We start from the raw sequence: 14817 nt of genomic DNA, 5'->3' as shown, positions 1-14817 counted from the left end.
TCTTATCCCGCGTTGCTGCGGGTTGCGGTGAGTTCGGGGAAGGCGTCCTCCCAGCGTTGGCGGAGCTGGGGTGGCAGCCACAGGGTGGGCCAGAGCCGCCGGAGAAGGTCGGCATCGAGCCAGGTGTTCAGGTCCTCGACGGTACTGGCTTCGGTGAGTACCACCTTGTACATGCTGGCCAGGCGTGCGGCCCGGTTCAGGTCGTACTCGGCGTGGCCGGACCAGTCGAGATGACGCGGAAGCGTCACCGTGCCTCCGGTGGGACCGTGCAGTTCGGCGAGGGTTTCGGCGACCACGTAGGGCTTCCGGTCACCGTAGGGCCGGTAGTCCGCCGGCGGCCGGGGGGATGTCCGGCGCCGGCTGAGGTTGGTCGCCCGCCGGACTTCCGGTCGGAGCGCCTGACGGATCGTCTCTCGGCTGTACCCGGTGACCCGCTGCAGATCCACCGGCCGCCAGCCGGCCGCATGAAACGCTCGCAGCTGCTCGTCCCGCTCGGTCAATGCGGCCGCACGCGTCGCCTCGTACCTGGAGACAACCGCATGCAGCTCATCCTCGGAGAACCGATCCATACCGTCAGCCTACTACGCTAGGCCCAGCACGCTTGGCTTTCTGTCATATCCCTGTAACCGGCGGGACCAGTCTTGGTGACCGCGATGGGATGCGCTCATGGGGTCGAGGGTCAGGTTCGCGTGCTGGGCGCCGCTGTTCTCGTGCACCGCGACCGGGTAGAGCAACTCGGGGCTGAGCTGTCCCGCATTCAGGACGAGCAGCCGGCCGCCCGGATCCGGTTTCTGGGCCCGTGGCCCCCCCGTACTCCTTCAGCGCATTGCCCGCAGAAGCGGCGAACCTCGTCGGCGTGTTGCTGCGACTCGATCGCCGACCGCTATCTCGCTCTGGGTCGTCTCGATCCGCTGCCTGAGCTGCTCACGCGACTCGGTCTGCGCGGCGAGCACCTCTGCCCTGGTGAAGGCCAGACGCTGCTCGAGCGTCTCCAGCCGTTGGACGAAGTCCATGGTTTCTCCTCCACAACCGGTTCGGCGGGTGTAGGTCTCACGCACAGCGTGACGTGGCCCGGATGAGTCCGTCTCACCCGGGACGGGTGACATTGCGACCGGGCGCACGACGCGCGAAAAGCCCGCCACGGAGGCTGGCGTTTCATCAGCCTCGCGCCCGGGAAGCCGCGCGCGATGAGCGAGGTCGACGACCGAACCACGGCCCGACAGGTGTTGATCGCCATCGGCCTGGTCCTCGCCACCGCCGCCGGACTGGCGCTGGTATGGCAGACGCGTAGGGTGCTGGGCTGGACAGTGGTGGCGGTGTTCCTGGCGGTGGCGCTGAATCCGCTGGTGGAGCGCGTGCAGCGGCGATGGGTGCGACGGCGGGCGGTGGCCACGCTTGTGGTGTTCCTCGCCTTCCTCGTCGTGCTCGGCGCGCTCGCCGCGTTGGTCCTGGTCCCCCTGGTAGAGCAGGTGGGCCGCTTCGCTGAGCGGGCGCCGGAGCTGCTGCGGGAGACCCGGGCCGGTCAGGGCCCCGTCGGTACGCTGCTGCAGCGGTTGCACCTGCGGCGGTCCGCCGGAGCGCACATCGACCAGCTGCAGCAATACGGCGGCCGAGTCGGACGGTCGACGGTCGGGGCGCTACGCGCGACGGTGCAAGGTGTTGCGGGAGCGTTGACAGTGATGGTGCTCGCATTCCTGATGGTCGTGCAGGGGCCGCGGCTGGTCGCCGGGGCGCTGGCGGTGGCCGGCGAGGGCCGGCGGGAGCGGCTACGCCGTATCGGGCGGGAGTCATCGCGCACGATCACCGGCTACGTGAGCGGCAACCTAGTGATCAGCGTGATCTGCGGGCTCGCGACATTCGTGGTGCTGGTTCTGACCGGGGTGCCGTTCGCCGGCGTCATCGCCCTCGTCGTCGCGGTGGCCGACCTGATTCCTCTCGTAGGGGCGACCCTGGGGGCGATCGCCGCCGGCGGTGCAGCATTCCTGCACTCGCCCACCGCCGGGATGGTCGTCCTGGTCTTCTTCGTCGCCTACCAGCAGGTGGAAAACCACCTGCTGCAGCCGGTCATCATGTCCCACACGGTGCAGCTCAACCCCCTGGCCGTGCTGATCAGTGTGCTGATCGCCGCGGAACTCGGCGGGCTGGTCGGCGCGCTGCTGGCCATACCGGCGGCCGGCATCATCCGCATCATGCTGCGCGAAGTCGTCCCCGTCACCCAACGCGATTCCTGGGCGGAACCGGGCGAGACATGACGGCGACGTTCCTCGTGGCTTGGCGCCGCCGCGACGTCCGACTGGTGGACGGCTCGGCGTTGCCGTGGTTGCTGGTCGTCGCCACCAATGCGGTCCGCTCCGAGTGGCGGTCGGCCCGCCGGTGGCTGGCGCTGCTCCGACGCCTGCCAACGGAGCGGCACACCGATGGCGACCTCGCCCAGTGGAGATGGAAGATGTCTTGAGCGGGAGGTCCCAGGTTGAGCCGCACCGTCGTCCCGCTGGCACCGAACGCAGCCTTCACCGCCTGCGTCGTTACCTGAAGCGCAGCCAGCATGGGTGCCGCCTTCTCGGGCGGCACGTCGGCGATGCCGCCGAAGTGACCTGCCGGAACGAGAAGCATGTGACCTCTGTTGTTCGGTCGCTGGTGCAGTGCCGGAAAGACAACGAACTCGTTGTTGACGGGCCCTACGAGGGTGGTCTCCAGTTTTCGGCGTGGGTGAAGCCGAGGGCTGACAGCGCGCCGGCCACCGCCGTCCGGTGTTCGGTCTCTACGTCGGCGGCCAGCGTCGGCGCACTGTCGGTGATGGTGACTGGGTATGCCGTGAGTGGGGCGGTGCCGGAGTGGGCGACGGTCAGCTCACCTTCGCCTCGCCCCATGGTGAGGTCGAGGTGGGTCAGGTGCAGGGCGTAGGACGGCACCTGACCGGTGGCGTAGCCGTCGAACGGCGAGCGGACGGCGATCGTGCCGTCGAGGCACCACCATGGTGCCGGCGGTCGTCCCTGCCAGTGGTGGTCGGCGAACAGTTCGTGCCGCACCGACCGGTACTGCCAGGCCAGCACGACCGCGCGTCGCACGCGGGCGTCCATACTGCCCAGCCCTTCCGCCCGGTCTGTGGCGGCCAGCAGCGCGGCGAGCCGCTGGCGTACCCAGGGGGCCAGGACCTGCTGCAGCCGGTGCGGCCAGGCCTGCTCGGCGGCCTCGGCGGCGAAGCGCAGCGCCGAGGCCAGTCGGGCCAGGCGGTCATCGACGTCGGACCAGTGTTCACCGGCGCGACCGGTGTGGTCGGGCAGCGCGGTGGCGTGACGCCGGGCGACGTACTCGACGGTCGCGCGCAGCGCCCCGCCGGCGGCAAGGTCGACATCCTGCCGGTTGTCGCACCACGACCAGTCGCTCTGATACCTCAGCATCTCCCGCGCGTAGGGATCGCGCAGCACCTCCTCGCCGTGGTCACCGTGTGGGGGGCGGGTGGCCGCATCGACCACCTCGGCGGCGAACAGCAACGCTTCGGCGTACCTTGTCGGTGCCGACGACACATCCACCCGCGTCACCTCCCCCTTGCGGTGACACGATGCCACAACCATGCGACTCACCACGGCGCTGCCGGCGGCATTCGCATTCTGCAAAGGGGATGCGGCCCTACTCTTCCTACGTGATGGAACTACCCCTGGACTCCGCGTTCGCGGTCTTCGACGCCCAGGACTCGGGGTGCGTCTCCTACGGCGTCGAGGCGTCCGGACGCCGCTGGTTCGTCAAGACAGCCACCACCGCGCAGAGCCGCCGTTCCTTGCTGCGGGCCGCCCAGTTTCACGCCGCGGTCCGACACCCGGCGATCGTGCGCCCCGAGCATGTCCTCGACGGGCCGACGCTGGTCTACCCGTGGCATAACGGCAGCGTGCTGAACCATGCCACCACCCACGGCTCGGACCGCAGCGCACTGCACCGGTTCCAGCAACTACCCCTGCGCGACGTCGAAACGGCCATCGACACCATCCTCGACGCACACCTGGCCATCACCGCCGCCGGCTACGTCGCGGTCGACCTCTACGACGGCTGCTTCCTCTACGACTTCCACGCCCGCCAACTACGTCTGATCGACCTCGACGAGTACCGTCCCGGCCCGTTCACCCTCGACACCGACGCCTCCCCGGATCCCGCCGCTACATGGCCCCCGAAGAATTCGTCCGCGGCGCCGTCATCGACCAGCGCACCACCGTCTACACCCTCGGCCGCACCATCCACCACCTCCTCGACTCCCCACCCGGCTGGCGCGGCTCCCACCACCAACAACAGGTAGCCGTACGGACCACCACCACGACACCCGCCGACCGATACCCCGACGTGGCAGCACTTGCCGCAGCCTGGCGCAGCACCCTGCCGAACCCGTAACGCGCGCCGAGGCCTGTGACAGTGGTGGCGCACCTCCTGAGCGGAAGGATCCCGACTCAGGGGACTCGCGGGAGGGCAAGCTGCGAGAGCGGGTCCAGCGCAGCCCGTGACTGATCCGGGCGCTGAGCGTCGTGCGGGACTCATTCCGAACGCTGACCCTGCGTCGGCGTCTGACCTGAGCCTGTGAACGAAGCTCGCGGAGAGTTGCCGCCGCGCCGCGCTACTGCCGCGGGTCCAGGGCCGGGGGAGCGCACACCATGATCTTCGATGATGTGCGCGGTGTGTGCTCTCCAACGGATGCCAACCCGGGTCAACCGGTGCCAACGCGGGTCACCGCGGCGACCGCCGGTCGCAAACCGGGGTTCGTGTGCTCGGGGTGTGGCCCTGGGCTGGGAGAACGGGGGCCCGGGTGACGTGGGTGAACATGGGCCACTCCCTGCCACCCCAGGTGAACCCGCAGGTCGCTAGACTAGGCCCTCGCGCCCTCGTAGCTCAGGGGATAGAGCAACGGTTTCCTAAACCGTGTGTCGCAGGTTCGAATCCTGCCGGGGGCACCTCGAAGATCGGCAAAGAACGCTACCTGAGCTGGCAATACGCGCAGCGCTCGATTGGTCGGCTGGGCAGTCGTGGGCCACTGGAAGCCGCCGTTTGCCGCAGGTCGCGGAACATGCACGGAATGATCTTGGAGGCATCTGACCAGGTGGCCGAGGTGTCCGAGGCAAGATCCGGAATGGCGACCGTCATACGGGCAAGGCCACGCCGGTCAGGGCCTCATCGATCCGGCCGTTGACGGGGCCTCTTCCCCGTCGATGCACTTGGCGTAGACCTTGAGCAGGATGTCAACAGAACTCCGGCGGGGCGCTCCGCCTCAGGATGGCCGGGGCACCGCCGGCGGCTCGCGGTCCGTGAGTGGTTGCGGTGGGGGAGCCATCCCGCCCACCGTCGACCCAGGCGAGCCGAGCAGACCACTGCCCGCCAGCGTCCGTACGAGCCGTCAAGGCCGTCTTGACGTGGCGGGCCGGGCGGAGGCCCGCTCCCCAGGAGGCGGGTTGCCGGTAGACGGTATGGCAGTAGGGCTTCCGGTGATTGGGCCAAGCTCAGTCGAACCCGGGAAGCCAACCAAGATCGCCATCGTCATCTTGAGGTTGCGGCGGCAGGATCGATGCGAGCTCTTCATCGACTTCTAAGTCATAGGCTTGGGCCAGGATGGCGATGTGGATGCCCATCATGCTGCGAAGGCCACCGAGAGCAAGCGAGAATGGGTCCGCCTGTCCGTAACGCTCTCCATAGCTGAGGTAGCTGCCGTTTGGCCCTGCTGCTTCGATGAACCGCCTGCAGGCGGCGCGCATGGCCCGGAGGTTCTCGAAAAGATCGCTCTTGGGCTTGACTAGAACGAGTTGCTCGGTGAGGAAGGCTCTGATCTGGAGCGCCGAGGAAATGCAGTGGCTCTTGTCTTCTCGATGTCGCTGGCCGAAAAGAAGCCGACGGTCTTCAAGGAAGAGCAGGACCCGTCGAGCGACGTCCTTGTCGCCTTCGGCCTTCTGCCACTGAGCGCCGAACCCTCCAGGGATCGATAGCCCGGTCAAGCGAATACCCATGCCTCGATGGTCCCATGCCGGTGCGTCAATGCGCTCGTTCATCCGGCTGCGCTCTCCGTCGATGCATCTCGCGTACACCTTGAGCAGCAGGCCGACCGAGTGTACGGCCCGCTGCGCGACCTCCGGCGTCGGCAGTCCGGCGTTCAGCCAGAGCGACACCCCGGCGTGCCGCAGATCGTAGGCCGCCCGGCCAGGGGAGAGGCCAGCCGATCCGGGGTCAGGCTCAGCGTCCGCGCCTTCCCCCCAGGCGCGGGAGTATGTCGAGGATGACACCACGTTGCCGCGGCCGCTGCGGAACCATCAAGGGCGCGTCGCTACGCGACGGCCTGCGGGAACCCTTGACCCCTGTGCGCACAGAGACTGGTGGTCTCCGGGCCACGGGTCGGGTTGACCTCAAGCGCGGTTGAGGTAGTCGGATGGGGGCATGCGTGCGATTCAGCTTCACGAGTTCGGTCCCCCCGGAAACCTGGTGCTCGACGACGTGCCCGACGTGTCGCCCGGCCCCGGCCAGGTCCGGATCGCGGTGTCGGCGAGCGGTGTGCACCTGCTCGACACGAGCCTGCGCCGGGGCGAGGCCGGCGGCCCGATGCCGCTGCCCGACCTGCCCACCATCCCCGGGCGAGAGGTCGCCGGCGTCGTCGACGACCTGGGCGAGGGCGTCGACGGGTCGTGGCGCGGCAAGCGGGTCGTCGCGCACCTGGGCATGGTGCCGGGCGGGTACGCCGAGCAGGCGGTCACCACGGTCGAGTCGCTCTACGCCGTACCGCGGAATCTGACCTGCGCAGAGGCGGTGGCGGCGGTCGGGACGGGCCGGACGGCGCTCGGGATCTTCGACCTGGAGACGCCGACGGCGGACGACGTCGTCTTCGTCCCGTCCGCGGCCGGTGGGGTGGGCTGGCTGCTGGTGCAGGCCGCGCGGACGACCGGTGCCACCGTGGTGGCGGCGGCGCGTGGCGCCGACCGGACGGCGGCGCTGCGCGACCTCGGCGCGGACATGGTGGTGGACTACGGGCTGCCGGACTGGACCGATCGGGTGCGGGAGCAGGTCGGCGGCCTGAGCCTGGTCTACGACGGGGTGGGCGGCGCGGTGGGTCGGGCGGCCCTGGAGTTGTTGCGGCCGGGCGGCCGGTTCATGATGTTCGGCTGGTCGGCCGGCGAGGCGACCCGGATCGGGACGGACGACGTCATCGGGCGCGGCCTGACCGTGGGCTGGCTGGGGCAGCGGATGCGCGCCCTGCCCGGCGGCATTCCGGCGCTGGCCGCCCGGTCGCTGGAACTGGCCGGGAAGGGCTGGTGGCGCCCGTTGGTCACGACCTATCCGCTGGCCGACGCCGCCGCGGCGCACGCCGACCTGGAGGGGCGCCGGGCGCTGGGCAAGGTGGTGCTGACCGTGGAGCGTTGACCGGGCACCCGGCCGCCCCGCGCGTCGTCGGCGGGGCGGCCGGGTGGGCGGTCGTCAGAGCGCGGCGCGGATCGCCTCGGCCAGCGTGGTCGGCTGCCGGCCGATCAGCTTCGCGAGGTCGTCGCTCTCGACGTGCAGGTCACCCTGGGCGACGCCCCGGTCGCCGTCGGCGAGCACCTCCGCGTACGCCTGCGGCACGCCGGCGCCAGTGAGCACCTCGGCGTACTTCTCGACGGTGAGGTCGGTGTAGCCGACCTGGCGACCGGTTTGCCGGGACAGCTCCTCGGCCAGCTCGGTCATGGTGATCGGCGCGCCGGCCAACTCGTACACCCGGTTGGCGTGGCCCTCGGTGGTGAGCACCGCCGCCGCGGCCTCCGCGTAGTCGGCGCGGGTGGCGGCGCCGATCCGGCCGTCGCCGGACGCGCCCACGACGCCGTGCTCCAGGTAGGTCGGGAGCTGCGGGAGGTAGTTCTCGAAGTACCAGTTGTTGCGCAGGAGGACGTACGGCAGACCGGAGGAGCGGATCTCCTGCTCCGTCGCGCGGTGCTCGGTGGCGAGAATGAGGCTGGAGGTGTCGGCCTTGGTGATGCTGGTGTAGACGACCAGCCCGACGCCGGCCTCCTTGGCGGCGTCGACGACGTTGCGGTGCTGCTGCACCCGCTGCCCGACCTCGCTGCCGGAGACGAACATCAGCTTCTCGGCCCCGGCGAGGGCGGCGCGCAGCGAGTCGGGGTCGCTGTAGTCGGCCTGCCGCACCGTCACGCCGCGCGCGGCGAGGTCGGCCAGCCGGTCGGTGTCCCGGCCGAGCGCGACGACCTGCCCGGCGGGTACGCCCCGGCGCAGCAGCGAGTCGACGATCAGTCGGCCGAGGTGGCCGGTGGCGCCGGTGACGACGATGGACATGGGCACTCCTTGCGTGCGTGCGGGATGGTGTCTGACGTCATCGGCAACGGGAATGCCACCGCGATACTTCCCGTTGGAGAGTAGGCACCTTGAAGTGCGTGACTTACCGATGGAGAGTTGCCGTGCACCCGAACGTCTACGCCCGCAACTGCGGCAGCCGGCAGGTGCTGGACCGGATCGGCGACCGGTGGAGCGTCCTGGTCGTGCTCACCCTCGCCGACGGCACGAAGCGCTACGGCGAGCTGGCCCAGCGGATCGAGGGGGTGAGCCAGAAGATGCTCACCCAGACCCTGCGGGCGCTGGAACGCGACGGCCTGGTGACTCGGACGGTGCACGCGAGCGTCCCGCCGCGGGTCGACTACGCGCTGACCGACCTCGGCCGCAGCCTGCTCGACCTGGTCGCCGGGCTCGAGTCCTGGGCCACCACCCACCTCGACGAGGTGGAGGCCGCCCGCGCCCGATACGACGCCGAGCCTCACTAGACCGGAGGACGGGGGTGCGGGCGTGTGTCGGGGAGGGCAGCCGACGGCCCGGGCGACAGCCAGAGCCGGTGTTTCGTCGGCGCCGCGAGAAAGGCCAGCCCGTCGGGAAGGCCGGCCTCCGGATGTAACGAGATTCGCTGACAAGACGCTGCGCTTGCAGCCCGCGAATATTCCCACCTCCGGGAATAGGCTCCGCGTATCGACGGCCGCCACCTGCGGCCATCGCGTACCGCGGGTCGGACGCGGATCGAGGGGGCGCGTCCGGCGCCGGTGCCGCTTTTCGATTTGACACCGGAGGACCCTGTGCGTCGTACCGCACTCTTCGCCACGCTGACCACCGCGGCGCTCGCCGCGGCCGTCGTCGCCGCCACACCGGCATCCGCGATCAACACCTACAACGCCCTGCCGGCCCCGGAGCGCACCGAGGTCGGCGCCCTGATCGTGCAGTGGGACCGCGACGGCGATCCCGGCACGCCGGACGTCGTGGACTGGTACTGCTCCGGCACCATGATCGACCGCGACGTCTTCCTGACCGCGTCGCACTGCACCACCGACTGGTCGCCGGGCGCCCGCTTCTACGTCTCGCTCGCCCAGGACGTGGAGGCGGAGCTGGCCGCCGCGAAGGCCGCCGGGCTCAGCCCGGCGCAGGTGGCCGCCGCCGTCGGCGTCGAGGGCACCGAGCACGTCCACCCCGACTACCCGGGCAACTCCGCCGACTCGCACGACATCTCCGTGGTCACCCTCGACACCGCGCAGGCCGCCGAGCTGGACCGGCGCTGGGACTTCACCCCGGCCACCCTGCCGACGGCCGGCCAGCTCGGCGCGCTCGGCTCCCGGGCGCTCGACGCGGCCCGCTGGGAGGTCATGGGGTACGGCACGGCGGAGGCCCAGCGCGAGCCCGGCGGGCACGTCCACCCGGGCGGCGGGGTGCGGATGAAGGCGGAGGTCGGCTTCAGCGCGCTCAACAACACCTGGGTGCGGCTCGCCATGAACGAGAGCCGCGACTACGGCGGGGCCTGCTACGGCGACTCGGGCGGCCCGAACTTCGTCACCACCGGCGGGCAGCGGCTCCTCGCCGCCACGACGATCACCGGCGACGGCCCCTGCTACGCCACCAACGTCACCTACCGGCTGGACAGCGACAGCGCCCGCGACTTCCTGGACGACTTCGTCGACCTGCCCTGACGGCGGAACGCGGCGGCGGCCGGCGGGACCATCGCCGACTGCCGCCGCGCGTCACCGCCCGGCCGCCCCCCGTCGCCGCGGTGCCGGCCGCCGGGGGCCGGCCGATCCGGCTGCCGTGCCGGCTCGGCCCCGCTCGCCCGGCCGCCGCCCGACCCGGCCGGCCGGTCAGCTTTCGGGCAGCTGGGCGACCTTGGTGAGCACCTTGTCGATCAGGCCGTACTCGCGGGCCTGCTCGGCGGTGAACCACCGGTCCCGGTCCCAGTCCTGCTGGATCTCGTCGAGGGTGCGCCCGCTGTGCCGGGCGATCAGCTCCTGCATGGTCCGCTTCACGTGCAGCATGTTCTCGGCCTGGATGGTGATGTCCGCAGCCGTGCCGCCCATCCCGCCGGACGGCTGGTGCATCATGATCCGCGAGTGGGGCAGCGCGTAACGCTTCCCGGCCGCCCCGGCGCAGAGCAGGAACTGCCCCATCGAGCCGGCCAGGCCGAGCGCCAGGGTGGCCACGTCGTTCTTGACGTAGCGCATGGTGTCGTAGACGGCCATCCCCGCGCTCACCGAGCCGCCCGGCGAGTTGATGTAGAGGAAGATGTCCCGTTCCGCGTCCTCGGCGGCGAGCAGCAGGATCTGGGCGCAGATCCGGTTCGCCGACTCGTCGGTCACCTCGGTGCCGAGGAAGATGATCCGCTCCCTCAGCAGCCGGTTGAACACCTGGTCGTCGAAGGACGGATGCCCACCGTCCAACATGCGTACGCCCGTAGCGATCATCGCGCGCCCTCCCACAGTGCCGGCGGGCGACCGGAGGCGCCCGGGGGACCGGCCCCTTCAGACTGCCCGCCGGACGGCGCGTCGCCGTAACAATTCTGCCCGCGGCAGATCCGCTGAGGGCGGAAGCGGCCGGGCCTAGACGACCGCCAGCCGCCGTCGGCCCGACCGGCACCGTCCGCAGCCGAGCACGGCACTGGTACGCGGCCCGGGGCGACCGCCGCGCGCGGAGGCGGAGCGTCCGACCCGGACGGTCGGCCCACCGGCCCGGGGAGCCAGGTGGAGCAACGGCCCGCCGGTCCGGAGACCGGCTCGCGCGACCGGCGTGGAATCGGGGGCGTCCGCCCGCTCCGGCTCGACCGGGTCGGGGCCGGCCGGAGCGGCCGCGGCGGAGGCCAGTTCCGCCCGGGGCGCCGCCGGGATGCGCGGCTCGACACGGCGCAGGTCGTCGCGCGCCTCCTCGAGCAGGTCCGACAGGTGGATGCCGAGCGCCCGGCAGATCGCCGCGAGCACCTCCGAAGAAGCTTCCTTCCGACCGCGCTCGACCTCGGACAGGTAGGGCACCGACACCCCGGCGGCCTCGGCCACCTCGCGCAGCGTGCGACCCTGCCGCAGGCGGAGCCGGCGCAGCACCCCGCCGATCACTCGTCGCAGCAACGACATGCGGGCCTCACTCTCGTGGTCGCCGTCGGGGACACCACCCCCATCATGCCCTGTCCCGGCCCCGTGGACCGGCCCGGTCGGCGCGCCACCGTACGGGAGCCACCGCGGCGGACCAGCGCGTCCAGGCTGCCCGCCCGCTGCCACTGCCGCATCCGGGCGCCCGACCGGTTGCCCCGTCGGCGACCCCGCCGTGCGGATTCCCGTCGGGCCGCTATGTTGTGGGCGTGCAGGCGACGACGGAGTCGGGGCAGGTCAACAGGTGATCCACTTTCCCGCGCAGCGACGGGGCCCACTGAGCGCGCTGAGCCTCCGCCTTGCCGCCGCCATCGGCCTGGTCTTCGCCACCGTCGCCGTGGTCTACCTCGACCGCGACGGCTACCGCGACGTCAACGAGGACGGCATGACCCTCCTCGACTGCTTCTACTACACGGTGGTCACCCTCTCGACCACCGGCTACGGCGACGTCACCCCGGTCAGCCAGACGGCCCGGCTGGTCAACGTCGTCTACATCACGCCGGCCCGGGTGATCTTCCTGATCATCCTGGTCGGCACCACCCTGGAAGTGCTGACCGAGCAGTACCGCACCGGGCGCCGCCTGTCGCGGTGGAGGAGAGCCGTGAAGGACCACGTCATCATCTGCGGCTACGGCACGAAGGGCCGCAGCGCGGTCTCCGCCCTGCTGGAGAACGGGCTGGACAAGTCCCGGATCGTGGTGGTGGAACGCAGCGGCCCGGCCCTGCGGCAGGCCACCTCGGCCGGCCTGGTGGCGATCGAGGGATCGGCGACCCGCTCGTCGGTGCTGAACGAGGCGCACGTCCGCAACGCCAAGGCGGTGATCATCGCGACCGACAGCGACGACGCCTCGGTCCTGGTGGCGCTGACCGTACGGCAGCTCACCGCCGGCCAGGTGCGGATCATCGCCGCCGCCCGTGAGGCGGAGAACGCCCCGCTGCTCAAGCAGAGCGGCGCGCACCACGTGATCGTCTCCTCGGCCACCGCCGGCCGGCTGCTGGGCCTGTCCACCTCGGCCCCGCCGCTGATCGACGTGGTGGAGGACCTGCTCACTCCCGGCCAGGGCATGGCGCTGGCGATGCGCTCCGCCGAGCGGGCCGAGGTTGGCCGCTCCCCCCGGGAGCTGGACTCGCTGGTCATCGCCCTGGTCCGGCGCGGCAAGGTGGTGACGCTGGCCGACAAGGCCGGCGCGGTCATCGAGACCGGCGACATGCTCGTCCACGTCCGCGACGACCGCCCTCAGGCGACCACCGCGCCCTGACCGGCCCCGCGCGGGCCGACGCCGGAGCGGCTGACTGTGCCGGCATGGCCGGCGGTCGTCGCTGGACGGCCGCCCCGGTCCGGCCCTTTGGGCTGACCAAGAATCGTCTTCGCGGATCTTTTTCCGCGCCGGCTTGTTTGCTACCGTTTGGCGGCTTGGAATTGCCGGGGAGCGTTATCGACCGCAGTCGACGCGCCGTCAATGGCACAGGCACGACGGGGGCTTCATCTTTCGCACGTGGGCTGACGCCCGCGCGTCGATCGTCGTCTTCTCGTCCGGTCGGGCGCATCTTCGCCGAGCCGTTCCGAGCACCTCGTTAATCGAACGACGGGAAATCAATCAGTGGCTGAAGTGGCAACATCCGCAGGAGCCAGGCGGCGTTGGTCGGCCGGCGTCGTCGGCCTCGCCCTCGCCGGTGCGGCGTTCGTCGCACCCGCTACCGTCGCTCAGGCCGCCCCCGCCGGGGACGGCGTGTACGACGCGGCCAGCGAGTCCGGGACCAGGAACCTGGACAGGCTGCCGAACCTGCACAAGGGCAAGCTGGAGCTGCCCTCGCCGGGCGCCAAGGGACCTCGGTTCCAGACCGGCACGGGTCCGTCGCCGCGCATCGTGAAGGGGGAGTTCGCCAGCGCGTCGGAGTTCCCCTACATCGTCGGCGTCGTGACCAGCTTCAAGTACGCCGGAGATTTCTACTGGTACTGGTGCACCGGCACGATCATCGCCCCCAACAAGGTGCTGACGGCCGCGCACTGCACCGCCGACGGCCCGGGCACCACCCGTGTCATCGCCGGTAACGACCAGCTGGTAGACAGCAACGGCAACATCCTCGACGGCAGCGGGTTCGTCGCCGAGGTCGGTTCCACCTGGACCCACCAGAGCTGGAACATCAGCGCGGTCTACAACGACCCGACGATCCCGATCAAGCACGACGTCTCGGTGCTGACGCTCAAGCAGAACCTGCCCGCCGAGTACACGCCGGTGACGCTGAGCACGCAGGGCGACTCGACGCCGTACCAGGAGGGCACCAGCGCGGTCATCGCCGGCTACGGCGTGACCGGGGAAGAAGCCGAGGGCGAGGGGGGCGACAGCCGCCTGCGCAAGGGGACCGTTCCCATGCGGTCCGACTCGGTCTGCAGCACCTACGGGTACGACCCGAACGCGATGACCTGCGCCGGGGCGGGCACGCCCAGCGTGCCGAGCACCGACACGTGCGGCGGCGACTCCGGTGGTCCGCTGATGGTCGGCGGCAAGCAGGTCGGCATCACGAGCTGGGGCTTCGAGCCGTGCGGCGAGAGCCCGGGCTACTACGTCCGGCTGAACAACTACGTGAACACGGTCAAGGAGGACCTGACCCGTCCGCCGCTGATCAACGCTGACTGGGCCGGTGACGGTCACACCGACCTCATCGCCCGGGACACCGCCGGCAACCTCAAGCTCTTCGAGGGCGCCGGGTTCGCCAACAACGGGTACGGCGGCTTCTACTACGCGCCGAAGCAGCTCAACTCGGGCTGGGGCAGCTTCAAGCGGGTCTTCCGCGTCTACAACTGGAACGGCGACAAGCGGCCGTCCATCATGGCGATGAAGACCACCGGTGAGCTGTACATCTACAACACCGACGGGGGCGGCAACTTCGTCGGTGGCGGCAAGCTGATCGGCACCGGCTGGGCGAACTTCACCGCGCTCATGGTGACGAACAACTGGATGGGCAACAACCGCCCGAGCCTGCTGGTCCGCAAGTCCAACGGTGACCTCATCCGCTACACCAGCAACGGTGCGGGCGGCTGGGAGAACCCGTCGGGCACCCGGATCGGCACCGGCTGGAACGGGTTCAACCTGTTCCTCACGCCGGGCGCCTGGAAGGGCGACGGGCTTGAGGTGATCATCGGTCGCACCTCGACCGGTTACCTCAAGATGTACCAGTCCGACGGCAAGGGCGGCTGGACCAACCCGGCCGGCACCCAGATCGGCAGCGGCTGGGGTGGCTTCAAGAGCATCATGACGCTGGGCGACTGGAACGGCGACAACATGATGGACATGCTGGGCGTCAACAGCAGCAACCAGATGCGGCTCTACACGACCAACGGCAAGGGCCAGTGGATCGACGCGAGCGGCAAGGTGATCTCCAGCGGCTGGGGCAGCTACAACCTGATCTTCTGATCAGGGAAGCCA

15 protein-coding genes, 1 tRNA gene and 2 pseudogenes are annotated in these 14817 nt (G+C 70.5%); 10 read left to right on the top strand and 8 right to left on the bottom strand.

Annotation, left to right across the window (positions count from 1 at the left end; translation table 11 throughout):
* Positions 1-2: 2 nt before the first annotated feature.
* Positions 3-569, bottom strand: coding sequence for a hypothetical protein (locus ACZ6Q9_RS25230; protein ID WP_393258102.1), 567 nt, complete (start codon positions 567-569; stop codon positions 3-5).
* Positions 570-653: 84 nt separating this feature from the next.
* Between ACZ6Q9_RS25230 and ACZ6Q9_RS25225 the strand changes: the two are divergent.
* Positions 654-797, top strand: a pseudogene (locus tag ACZ6Q9_RS25225) (hypothetical protein); the annotation flags it as partial.
* A gap of 21 nt (positions 798-818) precedes the next feature.
* Here the strand turns inward: ACZ6Q9_RS25225 and ACZ6Q9_RS25220 are convergent.
* Positions 819-1013 carry a hypothetical protein gene (locus ACZ6Q9_RS25220; protein ID WP_396829853.1) on the bottom strand — a complete coding sequence of 65 codons (195 nt, stop codon included), beginning with the start codon at positions 1011-1013 and terminating at the stop codon, positions 819-821.
* 174 nt (positions 1014-1187) lie between these two features.
* On the opposite strand from ACZ6Q9_RS25220, the gene ACZ6Q9_RS25215 reads away from it, so the two are divergent.
* Together ACZ6Q9_RS25215 and ACZ6Q9_RS25210 are read left to right on the top strand one after the other, a co-directional pair.
* Complete coding sequence (locus ACZ6Q9_RS25215) at positions 1188-2252, top strand: AI-2E family transporter (protein ID WP_393258105.1); 1065 nt, start codon at positions 1188-1190, stop codon at positions 2250-2252.
* Entirely contained in the window at positions 2249-2455 is a 207-nt protein-coding gene (locus ACZ6Q9_RS25210) for a hypothetical protein (RefSeq protein ID WP_396829852.1), read from the top strand. The genes ACZ6Q9_RS25215 and ACZ6Q9_RS25210 overlap by 4 nt, the downstream gene beginning before the upstream one ends.
* Positions 2456-2490: 35 nt before the next feature.
* Here the strand turns inward: ACZ6Q9_RS25210 and ACZ6Q9_RS25205 are convergent.
* Together ACZ6Q9_RS25205 and ACZ6Q9_RS25200 are read right to left on the bottom strand one after the other, a co-directional pair.
* Positions 2491-2613 (bottom strand): annotated as a pseudogene (locus ACZ6Q9_RS25205) (HIT family protein); the annotation flags it as partial.
* 65 nt (positions 2614-2678) lie between these two features.
* On the bottom strand, positions 2679-3533 hold the full coding sequence (locus ACZ6Q9_RS25200) for a hypothetical protein (protein WP_396829779.1): 855 nt from the start codon (positions 3531-3533) through the stop codon (positions 2679-2681).
* 113 nt (positions 3534-3646) lie between these two features.
* On the opposite strand from ACZ6Q9_RS25200, the gene ACZ6Q9_RS25195 reads away from it, so the two are divergent.
* Positions 3647-4288: a serine/threonine protein kinase gene (locus tag ACZ6Q9_RS25195; protein ID WP_466021434.1), complete on the top strand. Its 642-nt coding sequence runs from the start codon at positions 3647-3649 to the stop codon at positions 4286-4288.
* Positions 4289-4861: 573 nt separating this feature from the next.
* Positions 4862-4934 (top strand) — tRNA-Arg (locus ACZ6Q9_RS25190).
* 543 nt (positions 4935-5477) lie between these two features.
* Here the strand turns inward: ACZ6Q9_RS25190 and ACZ6Q9_RS25185 are convergent.
* Positions 5478-6137 carry a DUF6650 family protein gene (locus ACZ6Q9_RS25185; RefSeq protein ID WP_396829776.1) on the bottom strand — a complete coding sequence of 220 codons (660 nt, stop codon included), beginning with the start codon at positions 6135-6137 and terminating at the stop codon, positions 5478-5480.
* Positions 6138-6402: 265 nt separating this feature from the next.
* Here ACZ6Q9_RS25185 and ACZ6Q9_RS25180 point away from each other — a divergent pair, with 265 nt between their 5' ends.
* Positions 6403-7380, top strand: coding sequence for a zinc-binding dehydrogenase (locus ACZ6Q9_RS25180; protein ID WP_393258114.1), 978 nt, complete (start codon positions 6403-6405; stop codon positions 7378-7380).
* Positions 7381-7434: 54 nt separating this feature from the next.
* On the opposite strand, the gene ACZ6Q9_RS25175 is transcribed toward ACZ6Q9_RS25180, so the two are convergent.
* Complete coding sequence (locus tag ACZ6Q9_RS25175; RefSeq protein ID WP_393258117.1) at positions 7435-8283, bottom strand: SDR family oxidoreductase; 849 nt, start codon at positions 8281-8283, stop codon at positions 7435-7437.
* A 98-nt stretch (positions 8284-8381) separates the two neighbouring features.
* Here ACZ6Q9_RS25175 and ACZ6Q9_RS25170 point away from each other — a divergent pair, with 98 nt between their 5' ends.
* Both ACZ6Q9_RS25170 and ACZ6Q9_RS25165 read left to right on the top strand, forming a co-directional pair.
* Complete coding sequence (locus tag ACZ6Q9_RS25170; protein ID WP_396829773.1) at positions 8382-8765, top strand: winged helix-turn-helix transcriptional regulator; 384 nt, start codon at positions 8382-8384, stop codon at positions 8763-8765.
* A 303-nt stretch (positions 8766-9068) separates the two neighbouring features.
* A complete protein-coding gene (locus ACZ6Q9_RS25165; protein ID WP_393258123.1) occupies positions 9069-9950 on the top strand; it encodes a trypsin-like serine protease in 882 nt (293 codons plus the stop codon).
* Positions 9951-10115: 165 nt separating this feature from the next.
* Here ACZ6Q9_RS25165 and ACZ6Q9_RS25160 read toward each other — a convergent pair whose 3' ends face one another.
* On the bottom strand, positions 10116-10715 hold the full coding sequence (locus ACZ6Q9_RS25160) for a ClpP family protease (protein WP_393453081.1): 600 nt from the start codon (positions 10713-10715) through the stop codon (positions 10116-10118).
* A 135-nt stretch (positions 10716-10850) separates the two neighbouring features.
* Complete coding sequence (locus tag ACZ6Q9_RS25155; protein WP_393258129.1) at positions 10851-11375, bottom strand: helix-turn-helix domain-containing protein; 525 nt, start codon at positions 11373-11375, stop codon at positions 10851-10853.
* A gap of 259 nt (positions 11376-11634) precedes the next feature.
* On the opposite strand from ACZ6Q9_RS25155, the gene ACZ6Q9_RS25150 reads away from it, so the two are divergent.
* Complete coding sequence (locus ACZ6Q9_RS25150) at positions 11635-12648, top strand: potassium channel family protein (RefSeq protein ID WP_357693958.1); 1014 nt, start codon at positions 11635-11637, stop codon at positions 12646-12648.
* Between the two features lie 351 nt (positions 12649-12999).
* Positions 13000-14805: a trypsin-like serine protease gene (locus tag ACZ6Q9_RS25145; RefSeq protein ID WP_396829770.1), complete on the top strand. Its 1806-nt coding sequence runs from the start codon at positions 13000-13002 to the stop codon at positions 14803-14805.
* Positions 14806-14817: the final 12 nt, after the last annotated feature.

This window comes from Micromonospora sp. NPDC049139, from assembly GCF_055586845.1.
Note: the sequence above shows the minus strand (reverse complement) of the source record. Positions and strands in the feature narration are given on the sequence as shown.

Excerpts from the sequence above, each read along its gene's own strand:
- ACZ6Q9_RS25180 (WP_393258114.1), top strand. The coding sequence starts at position 6,403 with ATGCGTGCGATTCAGCTTCACGAGTTCGGTCCCCCCGGAAACCTGGTG.
- ACZ6Q9_RS25155 (WP_393258129.1), bottom strand. The coding sequence starts at position 11,375 with ATGTCGTTGCTGCGACGAGTGATCGGCGGGGTGCTGCGCCGGCTCCGC.
- ACZ6Q9_RS25210 (WP_396829852.1), top strand. The coding sequence starts at position 2,249 with ATGACGGCGACGTTCCTCGTGGCTTGGCGCCGCCGCGACGTCCGACTG.
- ACZ6Q9_RS25230 (WP_393258102.1), bottom strand. The coding sequence starts at position 569 with ATGGATCGGTTCTCCGAGGATGAGCTGCATGCGGTTGTCTCCAGGTAC.
- ACZ6Q9_RS25175 (WP_393258117.1), bottom strand. The coding sequence starts at position 8,283 with ATGTCCATCGTCGTCACCGGCGCCACCGGCCACCTCGGCCGACTGATC.
- ACZ6Q9_RS25220 (WP_396829853.1), bottom strand. The coding sequence starts at position 1,013 with ATGGACTTCGTCCAACGGCTGGAGACGCTCGAGCAGCGTCTGGCCTTC.
- ACZ6Q9_RS25195 (WP_466021434.1), top strand. The coding sequence starts at position 3,647 with ATGGAACTACCCCTGGACTCCGCGTTCGCGGTCTTCGACGCCCAGGAC.
- ACZ6Q9_RS25215 (WP_393258105.1), top strand. The coding sequence starts at position 1,188 with ATGAGCGAGGTCGACGACCGAACCACGGCCCGACAGGTGTTGATCGCC.
- ACZ6Q9_RS25160 (WP_393453081.1), bottom strand. The coding sequence starts at position 10,715 with ATGATCGCTACGGGCGTACGCATGTTGGACGGTGGGCATCCGTCCTTC.